Raw genomic sequence first — 15,964 nt, forward strand, 5'->3', positions numbered from 1 at the left:
TTCTGCTCTGTCGGACCGGTCCGATGGCGTCCGATCCTGGGTGGGTGGTCGCGGAGCGTCGCCTGTCGTCCTCTGCCGTCGCCCAGGTGATGCGGGTGCGTCCCTTCCGGCGGCTCTGGCTGGTGCTCGGGCTGTCGTCGCTCGGTGACTGGCTGGGCCTGCTCGCCACGTCGGCGTTCGCCTCCGCCCAGATGAGCTCGCCGGTGGCGCAGGGCGCCACCTTCGGCGGGGTGATCGTGGTCCAGCTGCTGCCCTCGCTGTTCCTCGGGCCGCTGGGCGGCGTGCTGGCGGACCGCTTCGACCGGCGGCGTGCCATGGTCGTGGTCGACGTCGCCCGGTTCCTGCTCTTCGCGTCGATCCCGGCCGCCGCGGTGGTCGTCGACAACCCCGGGCTCGTCGTCGGCTGGGCCGGCGTGGCGTCGTTCGCCGCCCAGCTCGGCGCCATGGTCTGGAACCCCGCCAAGGACGCCGCGGTGCCCAATCTGCTGCCCCGCGACCGGCTCGAGATCGCCAACCAGCTGACGCTGATCACCACGTACGGCGTCACGCCCGTGCTGGCGGCGCTCGCGTTCTCCGCCGCCGCCCGGATGCCGAGCGTCGGCCGGACGGACGCCGCCGCGTACGCCCTGTACTTCGACGCGCTGACCTTCCTGACGTCGGCGGCCGTCGTGTTCTTCGGCGTACCCGAGATCTCCGGGAGGGCCGGCGCCGCCGAGCGTGCGCGCGAGTCCTTCCGGGAGGCGGTGGGGACCGGATGGCGGTACATGTCGCGGTCACGCCTGCTCCGCGGGCTGATCGCCGGCGTGCTCGGCTCGTTCGCCGGCGCGGGAACGGTCGTCGGCGCCGCACGCTTCTACAGCCGCTCCCTCGGCGGCGGCGACGCCGCCTTCGGGCTGCTGTTCGGCGGCCTGTTCGTCGGCTTCGGGCTGGGCGTGCTGGCCGGCCCGACGATCAGCGGGTGGCTGTCGCGGCGCCTCACGTTCGGCCTGGCGGTGCAACTGGCCGGCGTGGCGGTCGTCCTGCTGTCGATCACCACCCGGCTCGCGATCGCCCTCGCCGAGGTCGTGGTGGTGGGCATCGGCGCCGGGGCGGCCCTGCTCTACGGCGTGACGATCATGGGCGCCGAGGTGGACGACGCCGTCCGCGGCCGGGTGTTCGCCGTCGTGCAGACCTCGGCGAAGGCGGTGCTGCTGCTCGCCACGGCGATGTCCAGCACCCTCGCCGGAGTCACGTCCTTCGGCAGCCGGCTGTTGTACGCGGCCGCCGGCTGCTGCGGCGTCGTGGTCGGCGCGATCGCCGTGCACCAGATGTCCGAGCGTCCCGGCGTCTCACTCCGACGGATCCTGCGGGACGCGACGGGCCGGGGGCGTCCGCGGCTCTAACCGGAAAACGCCCGAGGTGCACCCGTACCCGTCGCGGACGAGCCCGACCATGATCCTCGGCGACGACTGTGCCGCCACAGCTCACTCCCGAGGAGCCCGTCATGACCGACCGGCCCGTCACGTCCCCGGTGCAGCCGCGCCCCACCCGGCCGTGGCACCAGGCGGGGCACCCGCTGATCCGGCTCGAGCCGACCACCGATCCCGTCTACCCGTACGCGCTGCTGGTCGGCGATCACTCCGCGAGCAGCCTGGCGATGACCGCTGCCGGCGTACGGGCGCTGCGGGACGCGCTGACCGCGCTGCTGGCCCACACCACCCCCGCCGAGACCGAGGACTTCGTCACCGCGTGGGCCCGCGCGCACAACGCGACCGTCGCCGAATCGCCCCAGGTGCCCGTCCCGGCGGACCAGTACGTGATGGTCGCCTGACGATCAGGCCAGGAGCTCGGTCAGCTCGACGCCGGGGTCGCGCAGCCGCGCGGGATCGACGGTACGGCCGGAGCGGATCAGGTCCTGGATCGCGTCCGTGACGTCCCAGACGTTGACGTTCATGCCGGCGACGACCCGGTCCCGTACGGTCCAGAACGCGATGAACTCGCGCCGGTCGAGATCGCCGCGGATCACCAGGTCGGTGGCGGCGCCGGGCGGGACCCAGCCGGCGTACTCCATGCCGAGGTCGTACTGATCGGTGAAGAAGTACGGCAGCAGGTCGTAGCTCACCGGCTGGCCGAGCATCGCGCGGGCGGCGGCCGGTCCCGTGTGCAGGGCGTTCGCCCAGTGCTCGACCCGTACCCGGGCGCCCAGCAGGGGATGGTCGATGTTGGCGACGTCCCCGGCGGCGAAGATGTCCGGGTCGTCCGTGCGCAGCCCGCTGTCCACGAGGATGCCGTTGTCGACGCGCAGGGACGCCTGTTCCGCCAGCGCGGTGTTCGGTGCGGCGCCCACGGCGATGAGGACCACGTCCGCGTCGAGCACGGTGCCGTCCTCGAGGACCACCTGCGAGACCCGGCCCGCGCCGCGCAGCTCGGTGGTCCGGGCGCCGAAGTGGAAAACCACCCCGTGGTCGAGGTGGAGGCCGGCGAAGAGGCGGGCGAGCGTGTCGCCGAGCACCGGGCGCAGCGGCAGGCGGGCGGTCTCCACCACCGTGACCTCCGCCCCTCGGGAGCGGGCGGCCGCGGCCACTTCGAGCCCGATCCATCCGGCACCGATCACGACGAGCCGGGCGCCGGCCACCACGGTCCGCGCCAGGCGGCGGGCGTCGGCGAGGGTACGCAGCCGCAGAACGCCGTCCAGGTCGGCGCCGGGGATCGGCAGCTCGCGGGGCCGGGCTCCGGTGGCGAGCAGCAGCTTGTCGTACGCGAGCTCCTCCCCGCCGGACAGGCGTACGCGACGCCCGGCCCGGTCGACGGCCGTGACCGGGCATTCGCCGCGCAGCTCGACGTCGTGGGCGGAGTACCAGCCCGCGTCGTGGACGTGGACCGAGTCCTCCCCGGCCGTGCCCAGCAGCAGGCCCTTGGACAGCGGCGGGCGTTCGTACGGCCGCTCCGGCTCGTCGCCGAGCAGCACGACCCGGCCGGAGAAGCCCTCGTCGCGCAGGGTCTCGGCGGCCTTGGCGCCGGCGAGCCCGGCCCCGGCGATGACGAAGGTGTGGTTGTCGGACATGCGCTTCTCCCTTCCCGTGGACTCAGTGTCCGCCGAGGCCCGCAACGGCGAAGAACTCGCTCCGCGAGCGGGCGTCGTCGCGCAGCACGCCGAGCAGGGTGGAGGTGATGGTGCGGGCGCCGGTGGCCTGGACGCCGCGCAGGCTCATGCACAGATGGTCGGCCTCGATGACCACGCCGACCCCGCGCGGGCGCAGGTGGACGTCGAGCCAGTCGGCGACCTGCTTGGTCAGCCGTTCCTGCACCTGCGGCCGGTGGGCGAAGAGCTGGACGACGCGTGCGAGCTTGGACAGCCCGAGGATCCGGTCGCCCGGCAGGTATCCGACGTGGGCGACGCCGACGAACGGCAGCAGGTGGTGCTCGCAGACCGACCGGACCGGGATCGAGCGGGCGAGCACCAGCTCGTCGTACTCCTCGTCGTTGTCGAAGGTGGTCAGGTCGAACGCGCGGGGGGTCAGCAGCTCCGCGTACGCCCGTGCCATGCGGCCCGGCGTCTCCGTCAGGCCCGGTGCCGACAGGTCGACGCCGAGCGCGGTGAGGAAGTCCGCGGCCGCGCGTTCCGCGGTGACGGGATCACGCCCGGCGTCGCGTGGCGTGACCCGTTCGGCGGTGATCGTCATCGGTGACCCTCCAGTTTTGTGCCAACGTCCGTTGGTTTTAATCCTGGGGGACCGGCCGCGGAATTACAATAGCGATCGTTGGTGATAATCTGGCGGGGTGACCGACCCGTGGAACGCCGTCGCCACGCTCGCGGACCCGTCGCGCCGCGCGCTGTACGACTACGTGCGCCGGCAGGATCATCCCGTCGGGCGCGAGGAGGCGGCCGACGCGACGGCGATGTCCCGCAACCTGGCCGCGTTCCACCTCGACAAGCTCGTCGAGGCCGGCCTCCTGAGCGCGCGGTACGAAGCCCCCGCCGACCGGCCACGCGGCCGCGGGCGCGCGCCGAAGGTGTATGAGGCGGCCGGCGACGGCCTCACGGTCACGATCCCGCAGCGGCAGTACGAGCTCCTCGCCGACATCCTCGCCGAGGCGCTCGCCGCGCACGAGGCGCCCGGAGCGGTGGCGCGGGAGCGGGGCCGCCTTCTCGGTCAGGCGATGCGCGGAGCCGGCGACATCCTCGAGGTCCTGGGCCGCCTGGGCTTCGAGCCGGACGCGGGCACGGAGGCCGTACGCCTGCACAACTGCCCGTTCCACGCCGTCGCGGCCCGGCACACCGACCTGGTGTGCGGCCTCAACCTGTGCTTGATCGGCGGCCTGCTCGACGGCTTCGGGCAGGATTCCGAGGCCCGGTTGGCGCCACGGCCCGGCGCCTGCTGCGTGGAGGTGGTGGCGCCGGCGCCGCGGTGACCGCGCCGCGGGCTGTCAGCCGTGGCCGAACGCCGCGCCCAGGCTGGTGAGGTCGATCGGCCGGCGGGCGTGCGCCGGCACGTGGTCGATCAGCGGGCGCATCGCCTCCAGGGCGGTGAGGATCTGGCTCGCCACCCGCTGCACGGGCTGGACGGCGTCCACCGACACGAGGATGCCGCGCTCGGCGTACCAGTCCACGATCGGGTGCGTCACCTCGTGGTAGAGGGCGAGCCGCCGCCGGATCACCTCCTCGGTGTCGTCCGAGCGGCCCTCCAGGGCGGCGCGGGCGAGCAGCCGGCGGGTCAGTTCCTCGTCGTCCGCCTTCAGGTGCAGGGCCACGTCGGCGGTCATCTGGAGACTGCGGCCGATCTCGTACAGCGCACGCGCCTGCGTCATGTTGCGCGGCATGCCGTCCAGCACGTACCCGCCGCCGCTGCTGCTGCGGGACTCGAGGAACGCGTCGCGCACCATGTCGAGCACGATCTCGTCGGGCACCAGCTCGCCCCGGTCGAGGTGCTCCTGGACGGCCCGGCCCAGCTCGGTGCGCCGGGCGACATGGTCGCGCAGCAAGTCGCCCGTGGCGATGTGCGGGATGTCGAAGTGGGTCGCGATGAGCGCGCCCTGGGTGCCCTTCCCGGCGCCGGGCGGCGCGACCAGCAAGATCCGCATCACGCCGTCCTTCCGCCGGGGGGCGCGGCGACCGCGTCCTCGGTTGACCGGCAAGCCCGCCACGTCGTCATGGTGGCGATGGTAAACGGTCCGGTGCCCGTCGGCGCCGCGCCGTCCGGGCCGGACCGCGCCGACTTCGCCGGCGGCCCTTCCGGCGCCGCGTCAGACCTCGCCCGGCGTGCAATCATGTCCCTATGCAACCATCCGCCCGGCCCTCCAGCGACGCGACGGTCCGGGCGCTCATGCTGGCCAGCCGCGCGTTCGTGGGCATGACCGCGCGGTCGCTGGCCGCCGTGGAGGGCGAGGTCACCCTCCCGCAGTTCCGGGCCCTGGTGGTGCTCGCCGTACGGGGGCCGCAGCGCAGCATCGACATCGCCGAGGAACTGCGCGTGAACCCGTCCACCGGCACCCGCATGCTGGACCGGCTCATCCGCAAGGGCCTGGTGCGCCGCTCCCGCTCGATGTCCGACCGCCGCGTGGTCCGCGTCCGCCTGACCACCGCCGGGCACGACATCGTCGAGCAGGTCCTGCTGCGCCGCCGCTCCGAGCTGGAGGAGATCGTCGCGCGGACCGCGCAGCTGTGGCAGCCGGCGGTGATCGAGGCGCTGACCGCGTTCGCCGACGCCGCCGGGGAGCTCCCGGAGTCCGACTGGTGGCTGGGCTGGCAGGCGCACCGGGACGACACCGACGAGCAGCTGCCCGCCTGACCCTGACATCCCGTCCCCGGCACTTTCGCGTGGGAAAAGTGTTTGCACAGTGCAAAGATGGTTATCTGCCCTGTAGTTCGGGCAGTCGACCAGACGAGGGGAGCGGAGATGGACAGCAACGGTGAGCACCACGTGGCTCGCATGGACGACACCGTCACCCCGGGCACGCTGCACGCCCGGGCGGAGGCGGTCGCCGTACCCGACTTCAACTACCTGGAACAGACCGTCGAGGCCATCGCCGCCGGGCTGACCCAGGGCCGGCGACGCGGCCACGCCGCCGCGGCGGCGCAGGCCACGGCGGAGGAGGAGCGGCGGTGACCGACCTCCTGCGGGGAACCGGCACGGCCACGCGCCGCGCCGGCCTCCGGTCCGGGCGGCAGCTGGCGTGGCAGCGCACCGACACGGTCGGCACCGAGCTCGTGTTCTCGTCGCCGGCCTCGGCCGAGGGCACGGCCGTGGTCGCCGGCGCGTCCGCGTACACCTCGCAGTGGCGGGCCGAGCTGGACGCCGACGGCGCGGTGCGCAGCCTCCGGATGACCTGCCGCGGCGCAGGCGGCAGCCGCGCCCTGTGGCTGGACCGGGCGGACGACGGCTGGTCCTGCCGCACCGAGGAGACCGGCGACCTGCACGGCAGCGCGGGCGGGCCGGCCGGGCTGCCACCGCCGGGCATCGACGACCCGATGCGCCTCGAGCCGGGCGCCGTCGTGCGGCTGGCGGACTCCCCGGTCTCGCTGAGCTGGACCTTGCGCCGGCTCGGCCTGACGCCCGCCGACGGGCCGGTCACCGTGCCGACCGTACGGGTGCTGCTGCCGTCCCTGGCGGTCCTGCCCGGCGTCTCGACGTTCCGGATGCTCGGCGACCGGCGGCTGCGGGTCACCGGCGACGAGCCGGCGTGCACGTACGACATGGACGGCGGCGTCGTCACCTACCAGCCCGGCCGGTTCCGGCTCGTGCACTGAACCCTCGACACCTCAGGAGGTCCGGCATGCCACCACCGCGCATCGTCATCGTCGGCGCCGGGTTCGCCGGCTACCACGCGGCCCGCCGCCTGTCCCGGCGGATGCGCGGCGCCGCCGAGATCACGGTGATCAACCCGACCGACTACTTCCTCTACCTGCCGCTGCTGCCGGAGGTCACCGGCGGCGTGCTGGAACCCCGGCAGGTCACGGTGCCGCTCGCCGACACGCTTCCCGGCGTACGGGTCGTGCTCGGCGAGGCGACCTCCGTGGACCACCGGGGCCGCCGGGTGCAGGTCCGTGACCCCGACGGCCGCACCAGGCAGGTCGCGTACGACCGCCTGCTGCTGACCGTCGGCAGCGTCACCAAGCTGTTGCCGATCCCCGGCGCGGCCGGCAACGCGCACGGGTTCCGCGGTGTCCCCGAGGCGCTGTATCTGCGCGACCACCTCATCAAGCAGATCGAGATGGCGGCCTCGGCCGAGGACCCGGCCGAGCGGCAGGCCCGGTGCACGTTCGTCGTGGTCGGCGCCGGCTACACCGGTACGGAGGTCGTCGCGCAGGGGCAGCTGCTCACCGCCCAAGTCGCCGCGCGCCACCCCGGCCTGCGCGGCGTACGCCCCCGCTGGCTGCTGGTGGAGCACGGTGACCGGATCCTCGGTCATCTGGACCGGCGGTTGTCCGCCGCGGCCGCCCGGGTGCTGCGCCGCCGCGGCGTCGAGCTCCGCACCGGCACGTCGGTCACCGAGGCGACGGCCACGGGAGTGCACCTGGACGACGGGTCCTTCGTCGCCGGAAACACGCTGGTCTGGTGCGTCGGCGTGCGCCCGGACCCGCTGATCGACTCGACCGGCCTGCGCACCGAGAAGGGGCGGCTCGTCGTGGACTCGTTCCTCGGCGTGCCCGGCCATCCGGAGATCCTGGCGTGCGGGGACGCGGCGGCCGTGCCGGATCTGACCCGTCCGGGCCAGGTCACCGCGATGACCGCCCAGCACGCGCAACGGCAGGGTGTGCGCGCCGCCGACAACATCGCCGCCGCGTACGGGCGCGGCCGGCGCCGGCCGTACCGGCACTCGAGCCTCGGATTCGCCGTGGACCTGGGCGGACGGCACGCCGCCGCGAACCCGCTGGGCGTACCCCTGTCCGGCCTGCCCGCGCTCGCGGTCACCCGCGGCTACCACCTGCTCGCCCTGCCGGCCAACCGGGTCCGCACCGCCACGGCGTGGCTGCTGGCGGCCGCGGCGAGCCGCCCCGACACCCAGCTCGGCCTGGTGCCCGCGACCGCGGTGCCGCTCGACACCGCGGCGCCGGAAGTCGTGCACGCCGGCTGACCATCCACCTTGGAGGACACATGCGCGCGCTCACCGTGCAACCCGGTACCGCCGATTCCGCCCGCATCGAGGATCTGCCCGACCCCGTCGCCGCCGATGACGAGCTGCTCGTCGAGGGCGTGGCGCTGGGCGTCTGCGGCACCGACCGGGAGATCGCCCGCGGTTCGTACGGCTGGGCCCCGCCCGGCAGCGACCGCCTCGTGCTGGGCCACGAGTCGCTCGGCCGCGTCCGGCAGGCCCCGCCCGGCAGCGGATTCGACCCCGGCGACCTCGTCGTCGGCGTGGTCCGCCGCCCCGATCCCATCCCGTGCGGCGCCTGTGCGCACGGCGAGTTCGACATGTGCCGCAACGGCCGCTACACCGAGCGCGGCATCAAGGAGATCGACGGGTACGCGGCCGAGCTGTGGACCCTGGACCCCACGTACGCCGTCAAGCTCGACCCCGACCTGGCCGACGTGGGGATGCTGATGGAACCGACCACCGTGGTCGCCAAGGCCTGGGAGCAGATCGACCGGATCGGGGCTCGCGCCTGGTACGAGCCGCAGACCGTGCTGGTCACCGGCGCCGGCCCGATCGGGCTGCTGGCCGCGCTGCTCGGCGTCCAGCGCGGGCTGGAGGTGCACGTGCTGGACCGGGTGACCGCCGGCGCCAAGGCCGACGCCGTCGCGGCGCTCGGGGCCACGTACCACCACGATCCCGTCGCCGACGTGGCCGCCAAGGTGTGCCCGGACGTCGTCGTGGAGGCGACCGGCGCGGGCTCGGTGGTGTTCGACGCCATCGCGCACACCGCCTCGTACGGCATCACCTGCCTCACCGGGGTCTCGACACCGGGCCGCACGCTCACCATCGACGCCGGCGCGGACAACCGGCAGATCGTGCTGGAGAACGACGTCGTGGTGGGCAGCGTCAACGCCAACCTGCGCCACTACCACGCGGCGGCCCGTGCGCTCGCCAAGGCGGACCCCTCCTGGCTGCAGCGGCTGATCACGCGGCGGGTGCCGCTGAACGAGTTCGCCGACGCGCTGACCGGGCGCGACGGCGACATCAAGGTGGTGCTGACCCTCTCCGACGGGGACCGGTGACGCCGTGGCGTCCGCGATCGAGGACTACGCCCTGGTCGGCGACCTGCACACCGGGGCGTTGATCGGCCGCGACGGGTCCGTCGACTGGCTGTGCCTGCCCCGGTTCGACTCCCCGGCCTGCTTCGCGGCCCTGCTCGGCGACGACACGGCCGGTCGCTGGCGGATCGCCCCCGAAGGCGCCGGCGCGGCCACCCGCCGCCGGTACGCCGGCGACACCCTCGTGCTGGAGAGCGAGTGGGACACCGGCGAGGGCACGGTCCGGCTGATCGACTTCATGCCGCCCCGGGGCGAGGCCGCCGACATCGTCCGCATCGTCGAGGGCGTCGCCGGGCGGGTGCCGATGCGCTCGGAGCTCATCCTGCGCTTCGACTACGGCCACGTGGTGCCCTGGGTACGGCACACGCCGCACGGCATCGCGGCGATCGCCGGCCCGGACGCCGTGTGGTTGCATGCCGGCGTATCCGTGGAGAGCCACGACCGGACGACCACCGCGAGTTTCACCGTGACGGCCGGGCAGCGGATCGCCTTCGTCCTCACCCACCAGCAGTCGCACCTGCCGAAGCCGCAGCCCGTGGACGCCGAGCACGCCCTGGCCGGCACCTGCCGGTTCTGGCGGGAGTGGATCGGGCGGCACACCTACGACGGGCCGTGGGCCGACGCCGTCCGCCGGTCCCTCATCCTGCTCAAGGCCCTGACGTACGCGCCCACCGGCGGAATCGTCGCCGCCGCCACGACGTCGCTGCCCGAGCAGCCCGGCGGCCCGCGCAACTGGGACTACCGCTACTGCTGGCTGCGCGATGCGACCTTCACCCTGCAGGCCCTGCTCGGCACCGGCTACGTCGCCGAGGCCAAGGCCTGGCGCGAATGGCTGCTGCGGGCCGTCGCGGGAGACCCCGCGGACCTGCAGATCATGTACGGCCTGGACGGCACCCGCCGGCTCACCGAGTCCACTCTGGACTGGCTGCCCGGGTACGGGGGAGCCGCGCCCGTGCGGGTCGGCAACGCCGCCGCCGGACAGTTCCAGCTCGACGTCTGGGGCGAGGTCCTCGACGGCCTGCACCTGAGCCGCGAGGCGGGGATCGCCGCGACCGAGGACGGCTGGGACGTGCAGCGCGCCCTGCTGGACTTCCTCGAGGGGAACTGGCAACGACCGGACAACGGCCTCTGGGAGGTACGCGGCCCGCAACGGCACTTCGTGCACTCGAAAGTCATGGCGTGGACCGGATTCGACCGCGCGGTCACCGCCGTGGACAAGACCGGGCTCGACGGGCCCGCCGACCGGTGGCGCGGCATCCGGGACGAGATCCACGCCGACGTGTGCGCGCACGGCTTCGACGCCGGCCGCAACACGTTCACCCAGTACTACGGGTCGGCCGGGCTCGACGCGGCGTTGCTGATGCTGCCCCGGGTGGGGTTCCTGCCGTACCACGATCCGCGCATCGCCGGCACGGTCGATGCGATCCGCAGGGGGCTGTGCCAGGACGGTTTCCTGTTGCGGTACCGGCCCGAGCCCGAGGGCGTCGACGGGCTGCCCGGCTCCGAGGGCGCCTTTCTGGCCTGCACGTTCTGGCTGGTCGAGGCGCTGCAGGGGATCGGCCGCCGGGACGAGGCGACCGCGCTGTTCGAGCGGCTGCTGAGCCTGCGCAACGACGTCGGCATGCTCGCGGAAGAGTACGACCCGGCCGCCCGGCGGCAGCTGGGCAACACCCCGCAGGCGTTCAGCCTCGTCGGGCTCGTCAACGCCGCCCGGGTCCTCGGCGGCGCCACCACGAAGACCGGCGGGTGACACCATGCGGACGAGCCGGAAGCTCGCCGTGGTGGCCGCCGTCGCCGTCGTGTTCTGGGCGGGGCTGGCGGTCCAGCTGTCCCGCGCGGACGACTTCCGCGCCTACCACCGTACGGTTGTGCAGGTGGCGCAGGGCGCCCACGACGCGGCGCAGACCGCGAAGCTGACGGCGCAGATCAAGGCGGGCCACCGGGCCACCGCCGCGTTCACGCAGGCGGCGTTCGACGACGCCGCGAAGGCGCTGGCCGGTGCGCAGAAGCAGTTCGCCGGCCAGGCGCCGCCCGGCGAGCGGGGGGCGCGGCTGCGCGACCGGCTCGCCCCGCTGCTCGCCCGGGAGACCACCGCCTTCGGCGACGTCCTGCGGGCCGGGGACGACGCGGCGCTGCGGGCCGGCGCGCGGGAGCTGGACGACGTGGCGCGGCAGCTGAACGACTTCATCACCGGCGTCCTCACCGGCGGGAACTGAGCCGGGCGATGAAGAGGTTCTTCTCCGTCGCCCTCGGCATCCTGACCGCCATCGGCGGTTTCGTCGACATCGGCGACATCGTCGCCAACGCCGAGACCGGCGCGCGCTTCGGCATCGCGCACGCCTGGGTCCTGCTGGTCGGCGTCGTGGGCATCTGCGTGTACGCCGAGATGAGCGGCCGCGTCACGGCGGTCAGCGGCCGGCCGGTGTTCGACCTGGTCCGCGAGCGCCTCGGACCCCGGATGGCGCTGGCGAACCTGGCCGGGTCGGTGCTGGTGACGGTCCTGACCCTCGGCGCGGAACTCGGCGGGGTGGGCCTGGCCCTGCAGCTCGCGACCAGCGTCGGCTACCTGCTCTGGGTGCCGGTGGTGGCCGTCGTGCTGTGGGCGGCGTTGTGGCGGGCGAAGTTCAGCGTGCTGGAGAACGTGTTCGGGCTGACCGGGCTGGCGCTGATCGTCTTCGTGGTCGCGTTCCTCCACCTCGGCCCCGACCCGGGACAGCTGTGGCAGCAGGCGGCGCATCCCGGGCCGCCGCAGGGGGAGGACTGGGGCACGTACTGGTTCTTCGCGATCGCGCTGTTCGCCTCGGCGCTCACCCCGTACGAGGTGTTCTTCTTCTCCTCCGGGGCGGTCGAGGAACGCTGGACCGCCCGCGACCTGATCACGTCACGGATCAACGTGTTCGTCGGCTTCCCGCTGGGCGGCCTGCTCGCCTTCGCGCTGATGCTGACGTCCGCGACGGTGTTCCACCCGCTGGCGATGTCGGTGGACTCGCTGTCGCAGGTGGCCATGCCGGCCGTCCTGGCCCTCGGTGAATTGGGACTGGCGGCGGCGCTACTGGGCTTCTTCGCCGCCACGTTCGGCGCGGCCATGGAGACCGGCCTGTCCGCCGGCTACACGGTCGCGCAGTACTTCGGCTGGTCCTGGGGCAAGCTGCGCCGCCCCCGGGAAGCGGCCCGCTTCCACACCGTGGTGCTGGGCAGCATCGTGGCCGGGGTGGCGATCCTGATGACCACGATCGACCCGATCCAGCTCACCGAGTACACGCTCATCTTCAGCGCCGTCGCCCTGCCACTGACGTACCTGCCGATCCTCGTCGTCGCCAACGACCGCGGCTACCTGGGGAACCGCGTCAACGGCCGGACGGCCAACGCGCTGGGAATCATCTACCTGATCGTCATCGTGGCCGCAGCCGTCGCGGCGGTGCCGCTGATGGCGACCACCAGGATGGGGGCCGGCTGACATGCTCCTCGGATTCGACCTGCTCGACCGGCAGATCGTCGACCGCGACGGGCAACCCGTCGGCAAGGTCGACGACGTCGAACTCGGCTACGACGCCGACGGCGTGCCGCGGATCAGCGCGCTGCTCACGGGACAGCGGGTCCTCGGACGCCGCATCGGCGGCGGGCTGGGCCGCTGGATCGCCGGCGTGGCGCACCGGCTCGCCGGCCCCGGCGACCGGGGCCCCGTCCGGATCGGCATCGAGCAGGTGGGGCGGATCGGCAGCGCGATCGACCTGACCGTGAGCCGCGGCGACCTCCCCGAGCCGCCCCTGGAGACCTGGCTGCGCGAGCACCTGATCGGCCGGATCCCCGGAGCCGGCCATGAATCCTGACCGGCCACGCCCCGCCCGGGCGAGCGACATCCTCGGCCGGCCGGTCACCGACCGCTCCGGGAAGCCGCTGGGCCGCGTCGCCGACCTCGAGACCGAACACGACCCCGACGGCCGGCACCGCGTCGTCGCGGCGATCGTGGTGCGCGGCCCCTGGGGCCGGCTCCTCGGCTACGAACGCGCCGAGCGCACGGGCCCGTGGCTGCTGGAACAGGCGGCCCGCTTCGTGATGAGGCGCAGCGTCACCCGCGTGCCCTGGCGCGACCTCCGGCCCCGCGACGGCGAACCGCCTGGCTTTGTCGTCACGACCACCCTATGGTGAGCGGATGCTGGTGGTCAGCTCCTGCTCGCGCGCCGTCACGGTGGTGGCGGTGGGCCGTGCTGCCCACGGACCGGCGCCTGTGTCGGTGGGCCGTGCTGCCCACGGACCGGCGCCTGTGTCGGTGGGCCGTGCTGCCCACGGACCGGCGCCTGTGTCGGTGGCCGCCGTGTCAGTGGCCGCCGTGTCGGTGGCTGCTGCCGCTCGGCCGGCGCCTCTCGCCGTGGCGGGGGTGGGTTGTGCCGCCCACCGGCCGGCGGGTGCCGCGGCGGCGGGGGTGGGTTGTGCTGCTCACCGCTTGACGCGTGTTGCGGGGGCGGGTCGTGCTGCTCACCGGCCGGCGCCGTTGTCGCGCACTCCGCGGCCGGCCACCGTTGCCGCCGGTCTCCCGAGCCCGGCGCCCACGGGGCGAGGCCCACCGGCGCCGGGATGATTTCCCGTACCACCGCCGAGGGCGAAGCCGTAGAGCTTCGGCCCTTTTTTGTTTTCCCTTTTCCCCAGGAGGAGACATGAACGTCGACGTCGATCAGGGCAGGCACGACGACCTGCGAGCGACGCTGAGCGAGGAATTCGCCGTCCAGACCGCCCGGCTCAAGGAACTGACGGAGATCACGGCCGACACCGGCGACCCCGCCGAGGCGCACAACCGGGCCGCCCTGCTGGCAGCGACCCGGCGCACCCTCGAGCAGATCTCCGGCGCGCTGCAGCGCATCGCCGAGGGCCGCTACGGCCGCTGCGAGACCTGCGGCACACAGATCCCGGCGGAACGGCTGGAGGTCCTCCCGCACGCCCGACACTGCGTACCCTGCCTGCAGAAGCACGGCTGACCCGAGCGGCGGTCACGCGTGCGTCCGTCGCACGCGTGACCGCTTGCGGTGTCCATGTTGCGCGGCCTGCCTTTCGCGTGGCCTGGCCGGGGTGGTGGCGTCGCGCCTGGGCTGCGTGTCGCGCGGCGTGGGGTGTCAGGGCGTCTGTGTTGCGCGGATTGTGTGCTGCGGCCTGGGTGGTGCTGGCGCGCTGCCCAATATTCGAGCGTCCTGCGGCCTGGCGCATGAGCTGAACGATCTCCCTTGTCCCGTTGGGCCGGCGCTCGATCGGGTCCCCCCCCCGTGACATTCTGGGGCACCGGGCTCACTCCGAACACCACTGCTATTTATTCGTGAGATCCGCACCGTCGTCCAGGCGATTCGGTGTGATGGTCCTCGCTTTTCGAGAGTGATCGTCAAGTGCATTTCCGGGATGGTTTGCGGAACAATTGGTCCATGCGGCAGCTTCAGTTCTTCTCGACGGCAGAATTGGCCGTGATGCGCGACCGGACCGCGTCGCGACGCTATTCTGCCGAGCGGGAGCAATTCCGCCGCGAGCACGCTCGTCATCGCGAGTGGGGGCTGGCGCAACGGCACGCCGCGAAGCTGCGTCGCTTGCACGGCGCTCAGGGCGCGGGCCGGCCGTCGGGCGCGCGGAGCCCGGCGGGACCGTCGGGCGCACGGAGCCCGGCGGGACCGACGGCGGACCGGGGAGCAGCGCCGTCGCAGCGGAGGCCCGCGATGGTCTCCCGCACTATCGCAGCCTCGGAGTCGGTGCGCGCGGACGTGCGGCCTGAACAGCGGAAAGATGCGTCCGTGGCCGCCCGGGCGGCCACGGCAGGAGGCGTCACCGCGGTGGCTTCGGTGGTGCGTTCGGAAGCCGGGCCGGTCGAGTCGGGGGTGGGTCCGGGAGTCGGCGCGGTGGCGCGGGTGGTGGGTCCGGACGTCGAGCGGTCGAGTCGGGTGGTGCGGTCGGAAGCCGGGCCGGTCGAGTCGGTGGCGGGTACGGACGCCGGCGCGGAGGCGTCCGGGGCGGGTTCGGAAGCCGGCGCGGTGGTCTCGGGGGTGGGGCCGGGTGTTGATGTGGCGGTGTCCGTGGTGGTCCAGAAATCGGCACGGTCGAACCGGCGTCGCCGCCGATGGCGGAAGAAGCCGATACCCGCCAAGTCGAATCGGCGGATCACGGAAAGCGAATAGCCGCCACCGGTGCCGTTGCGACACATGTGATCTCCGGATATCCGTATGCCGCCGAATCGGTTGCCACGCTGAAGACCGCTACGCCATTAATTAGGACGGCGCGGCCATTAATTTGGACGGCGCGTCATTTCGGTCGAAGCCCGTCACTCGTCCAGGAAGCCTTGCTCTCGCTCGGCGCTGGGCCGGCTTCACGGTGGACCGCAATCGGGGCCGGGCGGGATTTCGCCATTGCTGTTCTCCGGGCCCGGGTGGCCGTTGGTCCCTCAGGTGCGGTCGTGGAGGGTGATCTGGTAGCCGTCGGGGTCGGCGAAGGTGAAGGTGCGGCCGAAGGGGCCATCGATCGGGGCGGAGACGATGGTGTGGCCGTCGGCGGCGAGGGCGTCGTGGATGGTCTGGACGTCGGTGGCGTGCAGCCAGATCGCGGCGCCGATGCCGGGCCGGGGGACTGATGTGAGGTCGGTGCCGGGGGCGATGTCGCGGAGGGCGAACGCGATCGGCTTCGTCTCGAACACGACGGCGTGCGGAGGCCCGGCCTGCGAGCGGACGAGGCCGAGGTAATGCTCGTAGAAGGCCTGGGACGCCTTGCGGTCGCGGGTCTGGAGGGAGACGAAGTCGGGGCCGGTGACGGGCATGGTGATGCTC

Annotated in this window: 19 protein-coding genes; 15 read left to right on the plus strand and 4 right to left on the minus strand. The window is 73.4% G+C overall.

Annotated features, from left to right (window positions below; genetic code table 11):
• Positions 1-44 precede the first annotated feature (44 nt).
• Positions 45-1,382 carry an MFS transporter gene (locus AB0K03_RS00830; RefSeq protein ID WP_364678530.1) on the plus strand — a complete coding sequence of 446 codons (1,338 nt, stop codon included), beginning with the start codon at positions 45-47 and terminating at the stop codon, positions 1,380-1,382.
• Between the two features lie 101 nt (positions 1,383-1,483).
• Positions 1,484-1,810: a hypothetical protein gene (locus tag AB0K03_RS00835; protein ID WP_364678533.1), complete on the plus strand. Its 327-nt coding sequence runs from the start codon at positions 1,484-1,486 to the stop codon at positions 1,808-1,810.
• A gap of 3 nt (positions 1,811-1,813) precedes the next feature.
• Here AB0K03_RS00835 and AB0K03_RS00840 read toward each other — a convergent pair whose 3' ends face one another.
• Positions 1,814-3,043 (minus strand): FAD-dependent oxidoreductase, encoded by a 1,230-nt coding sequence (locus tag AB0K03_RS00840; RefSeq protein WP_364678536.1) that lies wholly within the window; start codon positions 3,041-3,043, stop codon positions 1,814-1,816.
• Between the two features lie 22 nt (positions 3,044-3,065).
• On the minus strand, positions 3,066-3,662 hold the full coding sequence (gene folE, locus AB0K03_RS00845; RefSeq protein WP_364678537.1) for a GTP cyclohydrolase I FolE: 597 nt from the start codon (positions 3,660-3,662) through the stop codon (positions 3,066-3,068).
• A 97-nt stretch (positions 3,663-3,759) separates the two neighbouring features.
• On the opposite strand from folE, the gene AB0K03_RS00850 reads away from it, so the two are divergent.
• Positions 3,760-4,392, plus strand: a complete 633-nt coding sequence (locus tag AB0K03_RS00850; RefSeq protein WP_364678540.1) for a helix-turn-helix domain-containing protein — start codon at positions 3,760-3,762, stop codon at positions 4,390-4,392.
• Positions 4,393-4,407: 15 nt separating this feature from the next.
• On the opposite strand, the gene AB0K03_RS00855 is transcribed toward AB0K03_RS00850, so the two are convergent.
• Positions 4,408-5,061, minus strand: coding sequence for an adenylate kinase (locus AB0K03_RS00855; RefSeq protein WP_364678541.1), 654 nt, complete (start codon positions 5,059-5,061; stop codon positions 4,408-4,410).
• Positions 5,062-5,255: 194 nt separating this feature from the next.
• On the opposite strand from AB0K03_RS00855, the gene AB0K03_RS00860 reads away from it, so the two are divergent.
• The 12 genes from AB0K03_RS00860 (at position 5,256) to AB0K03_RS00915 (ending at position 15,322) form a co-directional block, all read left to right on the plus strand.
• Positions 5,256-5,768 (plus strand): MarR family transcriptional regulator, encoded by a 513-nt coding sequence (locus AB0K03_RS00860; RefSeq protein WP_364678543.1) that lies wholly within the window; start codon positions 5,256-5,258, stop codon positions 5,766-5,768.
• Positions 5,769-5,876: 108 nt separating this feature from the next.
• The gene (locus AB0K03_RS00865; protein ID WP_364678545.1) at positions 5,877-6,086 is read left to right on the plus strand and encodes a hypothetical protein; all 210 of its coding nucleotides are present in this window, start codon (positions 5,877-5,879) and stop codon (positions 6,084-6,086) included.
• Positions 6,083-6,727 carry a putative glycolipid-binding domain-containing protein gene (locus AB0K03_RS00870; protein WP_364678548.1) on the plus strand — a complete coding sequence of 215 codons (645 nt, stop codon included), beginning with the start codon at positions 6,083-6,085 and terminating at the stop codon, positions 6,725-6,727. Before AB0K03_RS00865 ends, AB0K03_RS00870 begins: the two co-directional genes overlap by 4 nt.
• Before the next feature lie 26 nt (positions 6,728-6,753).
• Positions 6,754-8,055 (plus strand): FAD-dependent oxidoreductase, encoded by a 1,302-nt coding sequence (locus AB0K03_RS00875; RefSeq protein WP_364678551.1) that lies wholly within the window; start codon positions 6,754-6,756, stop codon positions 8,053-8,055.
• A gap of 20 nt (positions 8,056-8,075) precedes the next feature.
• Positions 8,076-9,137, plus strand: coding sequence for a glucose 1-dehydrogenase (locus tag AB0K03_RS00880; protein WP_364678554.1), 1,062 nt, complete (start codon positions 8,076-8,078; stop codon positions 9,135-9,137).
• Between the two features lie 4 nt (positions 9,138-9,141).
• The gene (locus AB0K03_RS00885) at positions 9,142-10,923 is read left to right on the plus strand and encodes a glycoside hydrolase family 15 protein (protein ID WP_364678557.1); all 1,782 of its coding nucleotides are present in this window, start codon (positions 9,142-9,144) and stop codon (positions 10,921-10,923) included.
• Between the two features lie 4 nt (positions 10,924-10,927).
• Positions 10,928-11,389, plus strand: coding sequence for a hypothetical protein (locus AB0K03_RS00890; protein WP_364678559.1), 462 nt, complete (start codon positions 10,928-10,930; stop codon positions 11,387-11,389).
• Between the two features lie 8 nt (positions 11,390-11,397).
• Positions 11,398-12,630: a divalent metal cation transporter gene (locus AB0K03_RS00895; protein ID WP_364678561.1), complete on the plus strand. Its 1,233-nt coding sequence runs from the start codon at positions 11,398-11,400 to the stop codon at positions 12,628-12,630.
• 1 nt (position 12,631) lies between these two features.
• Positions 12,632-13,003 carry a hypothetical protein gene (locus AB0K03_RS00900; protein ID WP_364678563.1) on the plus strand — a complete coding sequence of 124 codons (372 nt, stop codon included), beginning with the start codon at positions 12,632-12,634 and terminating at the stop codon, positions 13,001-13,003.
• Positions 12,993-13,322 (plus strand): PRC-barrel domain-containing protein, encoded by a 330-nt coding sequence (locus tag AB0K03_RS00905; RefSeq protein WP_364678566.1) that lies wholly within the window; start codon positions 12,993-12,995, stop codon positions 13,320-13,322. The genes AB0K03_RS00900 and AB0K03_RS00905 overlap by 11 nt, the downstream gene beginning before the upstream one ends.
• 506 nt (positions 13,323-13,828) lie before the next feature.
• Positions 13,829-14,146, plus strand: a complete 318-nt coding sequence (locus AB0K03_RS00910) for a TraR/DksA C4-type zinc finger protein (RefSeq protein ID WP_364678569.1) — start codon at positions 13,829-13,831, stop codon at positions 14,144-14,146.
• Between the two features lie 435 nt (positions 14,147-14,581).
• Positions 14,582-15,322, plus strand: a complete 741-nt coding sequence (locus AB0K03_RS00915; protein WP_364678572.1) for a hypothetical protein — start codon at positions 14,582-14,584, stop codon at positions 15,320-15,322.
• Positions 15,323-15,585: 263 nt separating this feature from the next.
• Here AB0K03_RS00915 and AB0K03_RS00920 read toward each other — a convergent pair whose 3' ends face one another.
• The gene (locus AB0K03_RS00920; protein ID WP_364678574.1) at positions 15,586-15,954 is read right to left on the minus strand and encodes a VOC family protein; all 369 of its coding nucleotides are present in this window, start codon (positions 15,952-15,954) and stop codon (positions 15,586-15,588) included.
• Between the last annotated feature and the right edge of the window lie 10 nt (positions 15,955-15,964).

Origin of the sequence: Actinoplanes sp. NPDC049316, assembly GCF_040677315.1 — a bacterium.
Lineage (GTDB): Bacteria > Actinomycetota > Actinomycetes > Mycobacteriales > Micromonosporaceae > Actinoplanes.

Bases quoted from the DNA above. Each gene is read 5' to 3' on its own strand.
- folE (WP_364678537.1), bottom strand. From the start codon at position 3,662: ATGACGATCACCGCCGAACGGGTCACGCCACGCGACGCCGGGCGTGAT.
- AB0K03_RS00905 (WP_364678566.1), top strand. From the start codon at position 12,993: ATGAATCCTGACCGGCCACGCCCCGCCCGGGCGAGCGACATCCTCGGC.
- AB0K03_RS00890 (WP_364678559.1), top strand. From the start codon at position 10,928: ATGCGGACGAGCCGGAAGCTCGCCGTGGTGGCCGCCGTCGCCGTCGTG.
- AB0K03_RS00920 (WP_364678574.1), bottom strand. From the start codon at position 15,954: ATGCCCGTCACCGGCCCCGACTTCGTCTCCCTCCAGACCCGCGACCGC.
- AB0K03_RS00900 (WP_364678563.1), top strand. From the start codon at position 12,632: ATGCTCCTCGGATTCGACCTGCTCGACCGGCAGATCGTCGACCGCGAC.
- AB0K03_RS00915 (WP_364678572.1), top strand. From the start codon at position 14,582: ATGCGGCAGCTTCAGTTCTTCTCGACGGCAGAATTGGCCGTGATGCGC.
- AB0K03_RS00840 (WP_364678536.1), bottom strand. From the start codon at position 3,043: ATGTCCGACAACCACACCTTCGTCATCGCCGGGGCCGGGCTCGCCGGC.
- AB0K03_RS00860 (WP_364678543.1), top strand. From the start codon at position 5,256: ATGCAACCATCCGCCCGGCCCTCCAGCGACGCGACGGTCCGGGCGCTC.
- AB0K03_RS00895 (WP_364678561.1), top strand. From the start codon at position 11,398: ATGAAGAGGTTCTTCTCCGTCGCCCTCGGCATCCTGACCGCCATCGGC.
- AB0K03_RS00880 (WP_364678554.1), top strand. From the start codon at position 8,076: ATGCGCGCGCTCACCGTGCAACCCGGTACCGCCGATTCCGCCCGCATC.
- AB0K03_RS00855 (WP_364678541.1), bottom strand. From the start codon at position 5,061: ATGCGGATCTTGCTGGTCGCGCCGCCCGGCGCCGGGAAGGGCACCCAG.
- AB0K03_RS00910 (WP_364678569.1), top strand. From the start codon at position 13,829: ATGAACGTCGACGTCGATCAGGGCAGGCACGACGACCTGCGAGCGACG.
- AB0K03_RS00865 (WP_364678545.1), top strand. From the start codon at position 5,877: ATGGACAGCAACGGTGAGCACCACGTGGCTCGCATGGACGACACCGTC.
- AB0K03_RS00835 (WP_364678533.1), top strand. From the start codon at position 1,484: ATGACCGACCGGCCCGTCACGTCCCCGGTGCAGCCGCGCCCCACCCGG.
- AB0K03_RS00875 (WP_364678551.1), top strand. From the start codon at position 6,754: ATGCCACCACCGCGCATCGTCATCGTCGGCGCCGGGTTCGCCGGCTAC.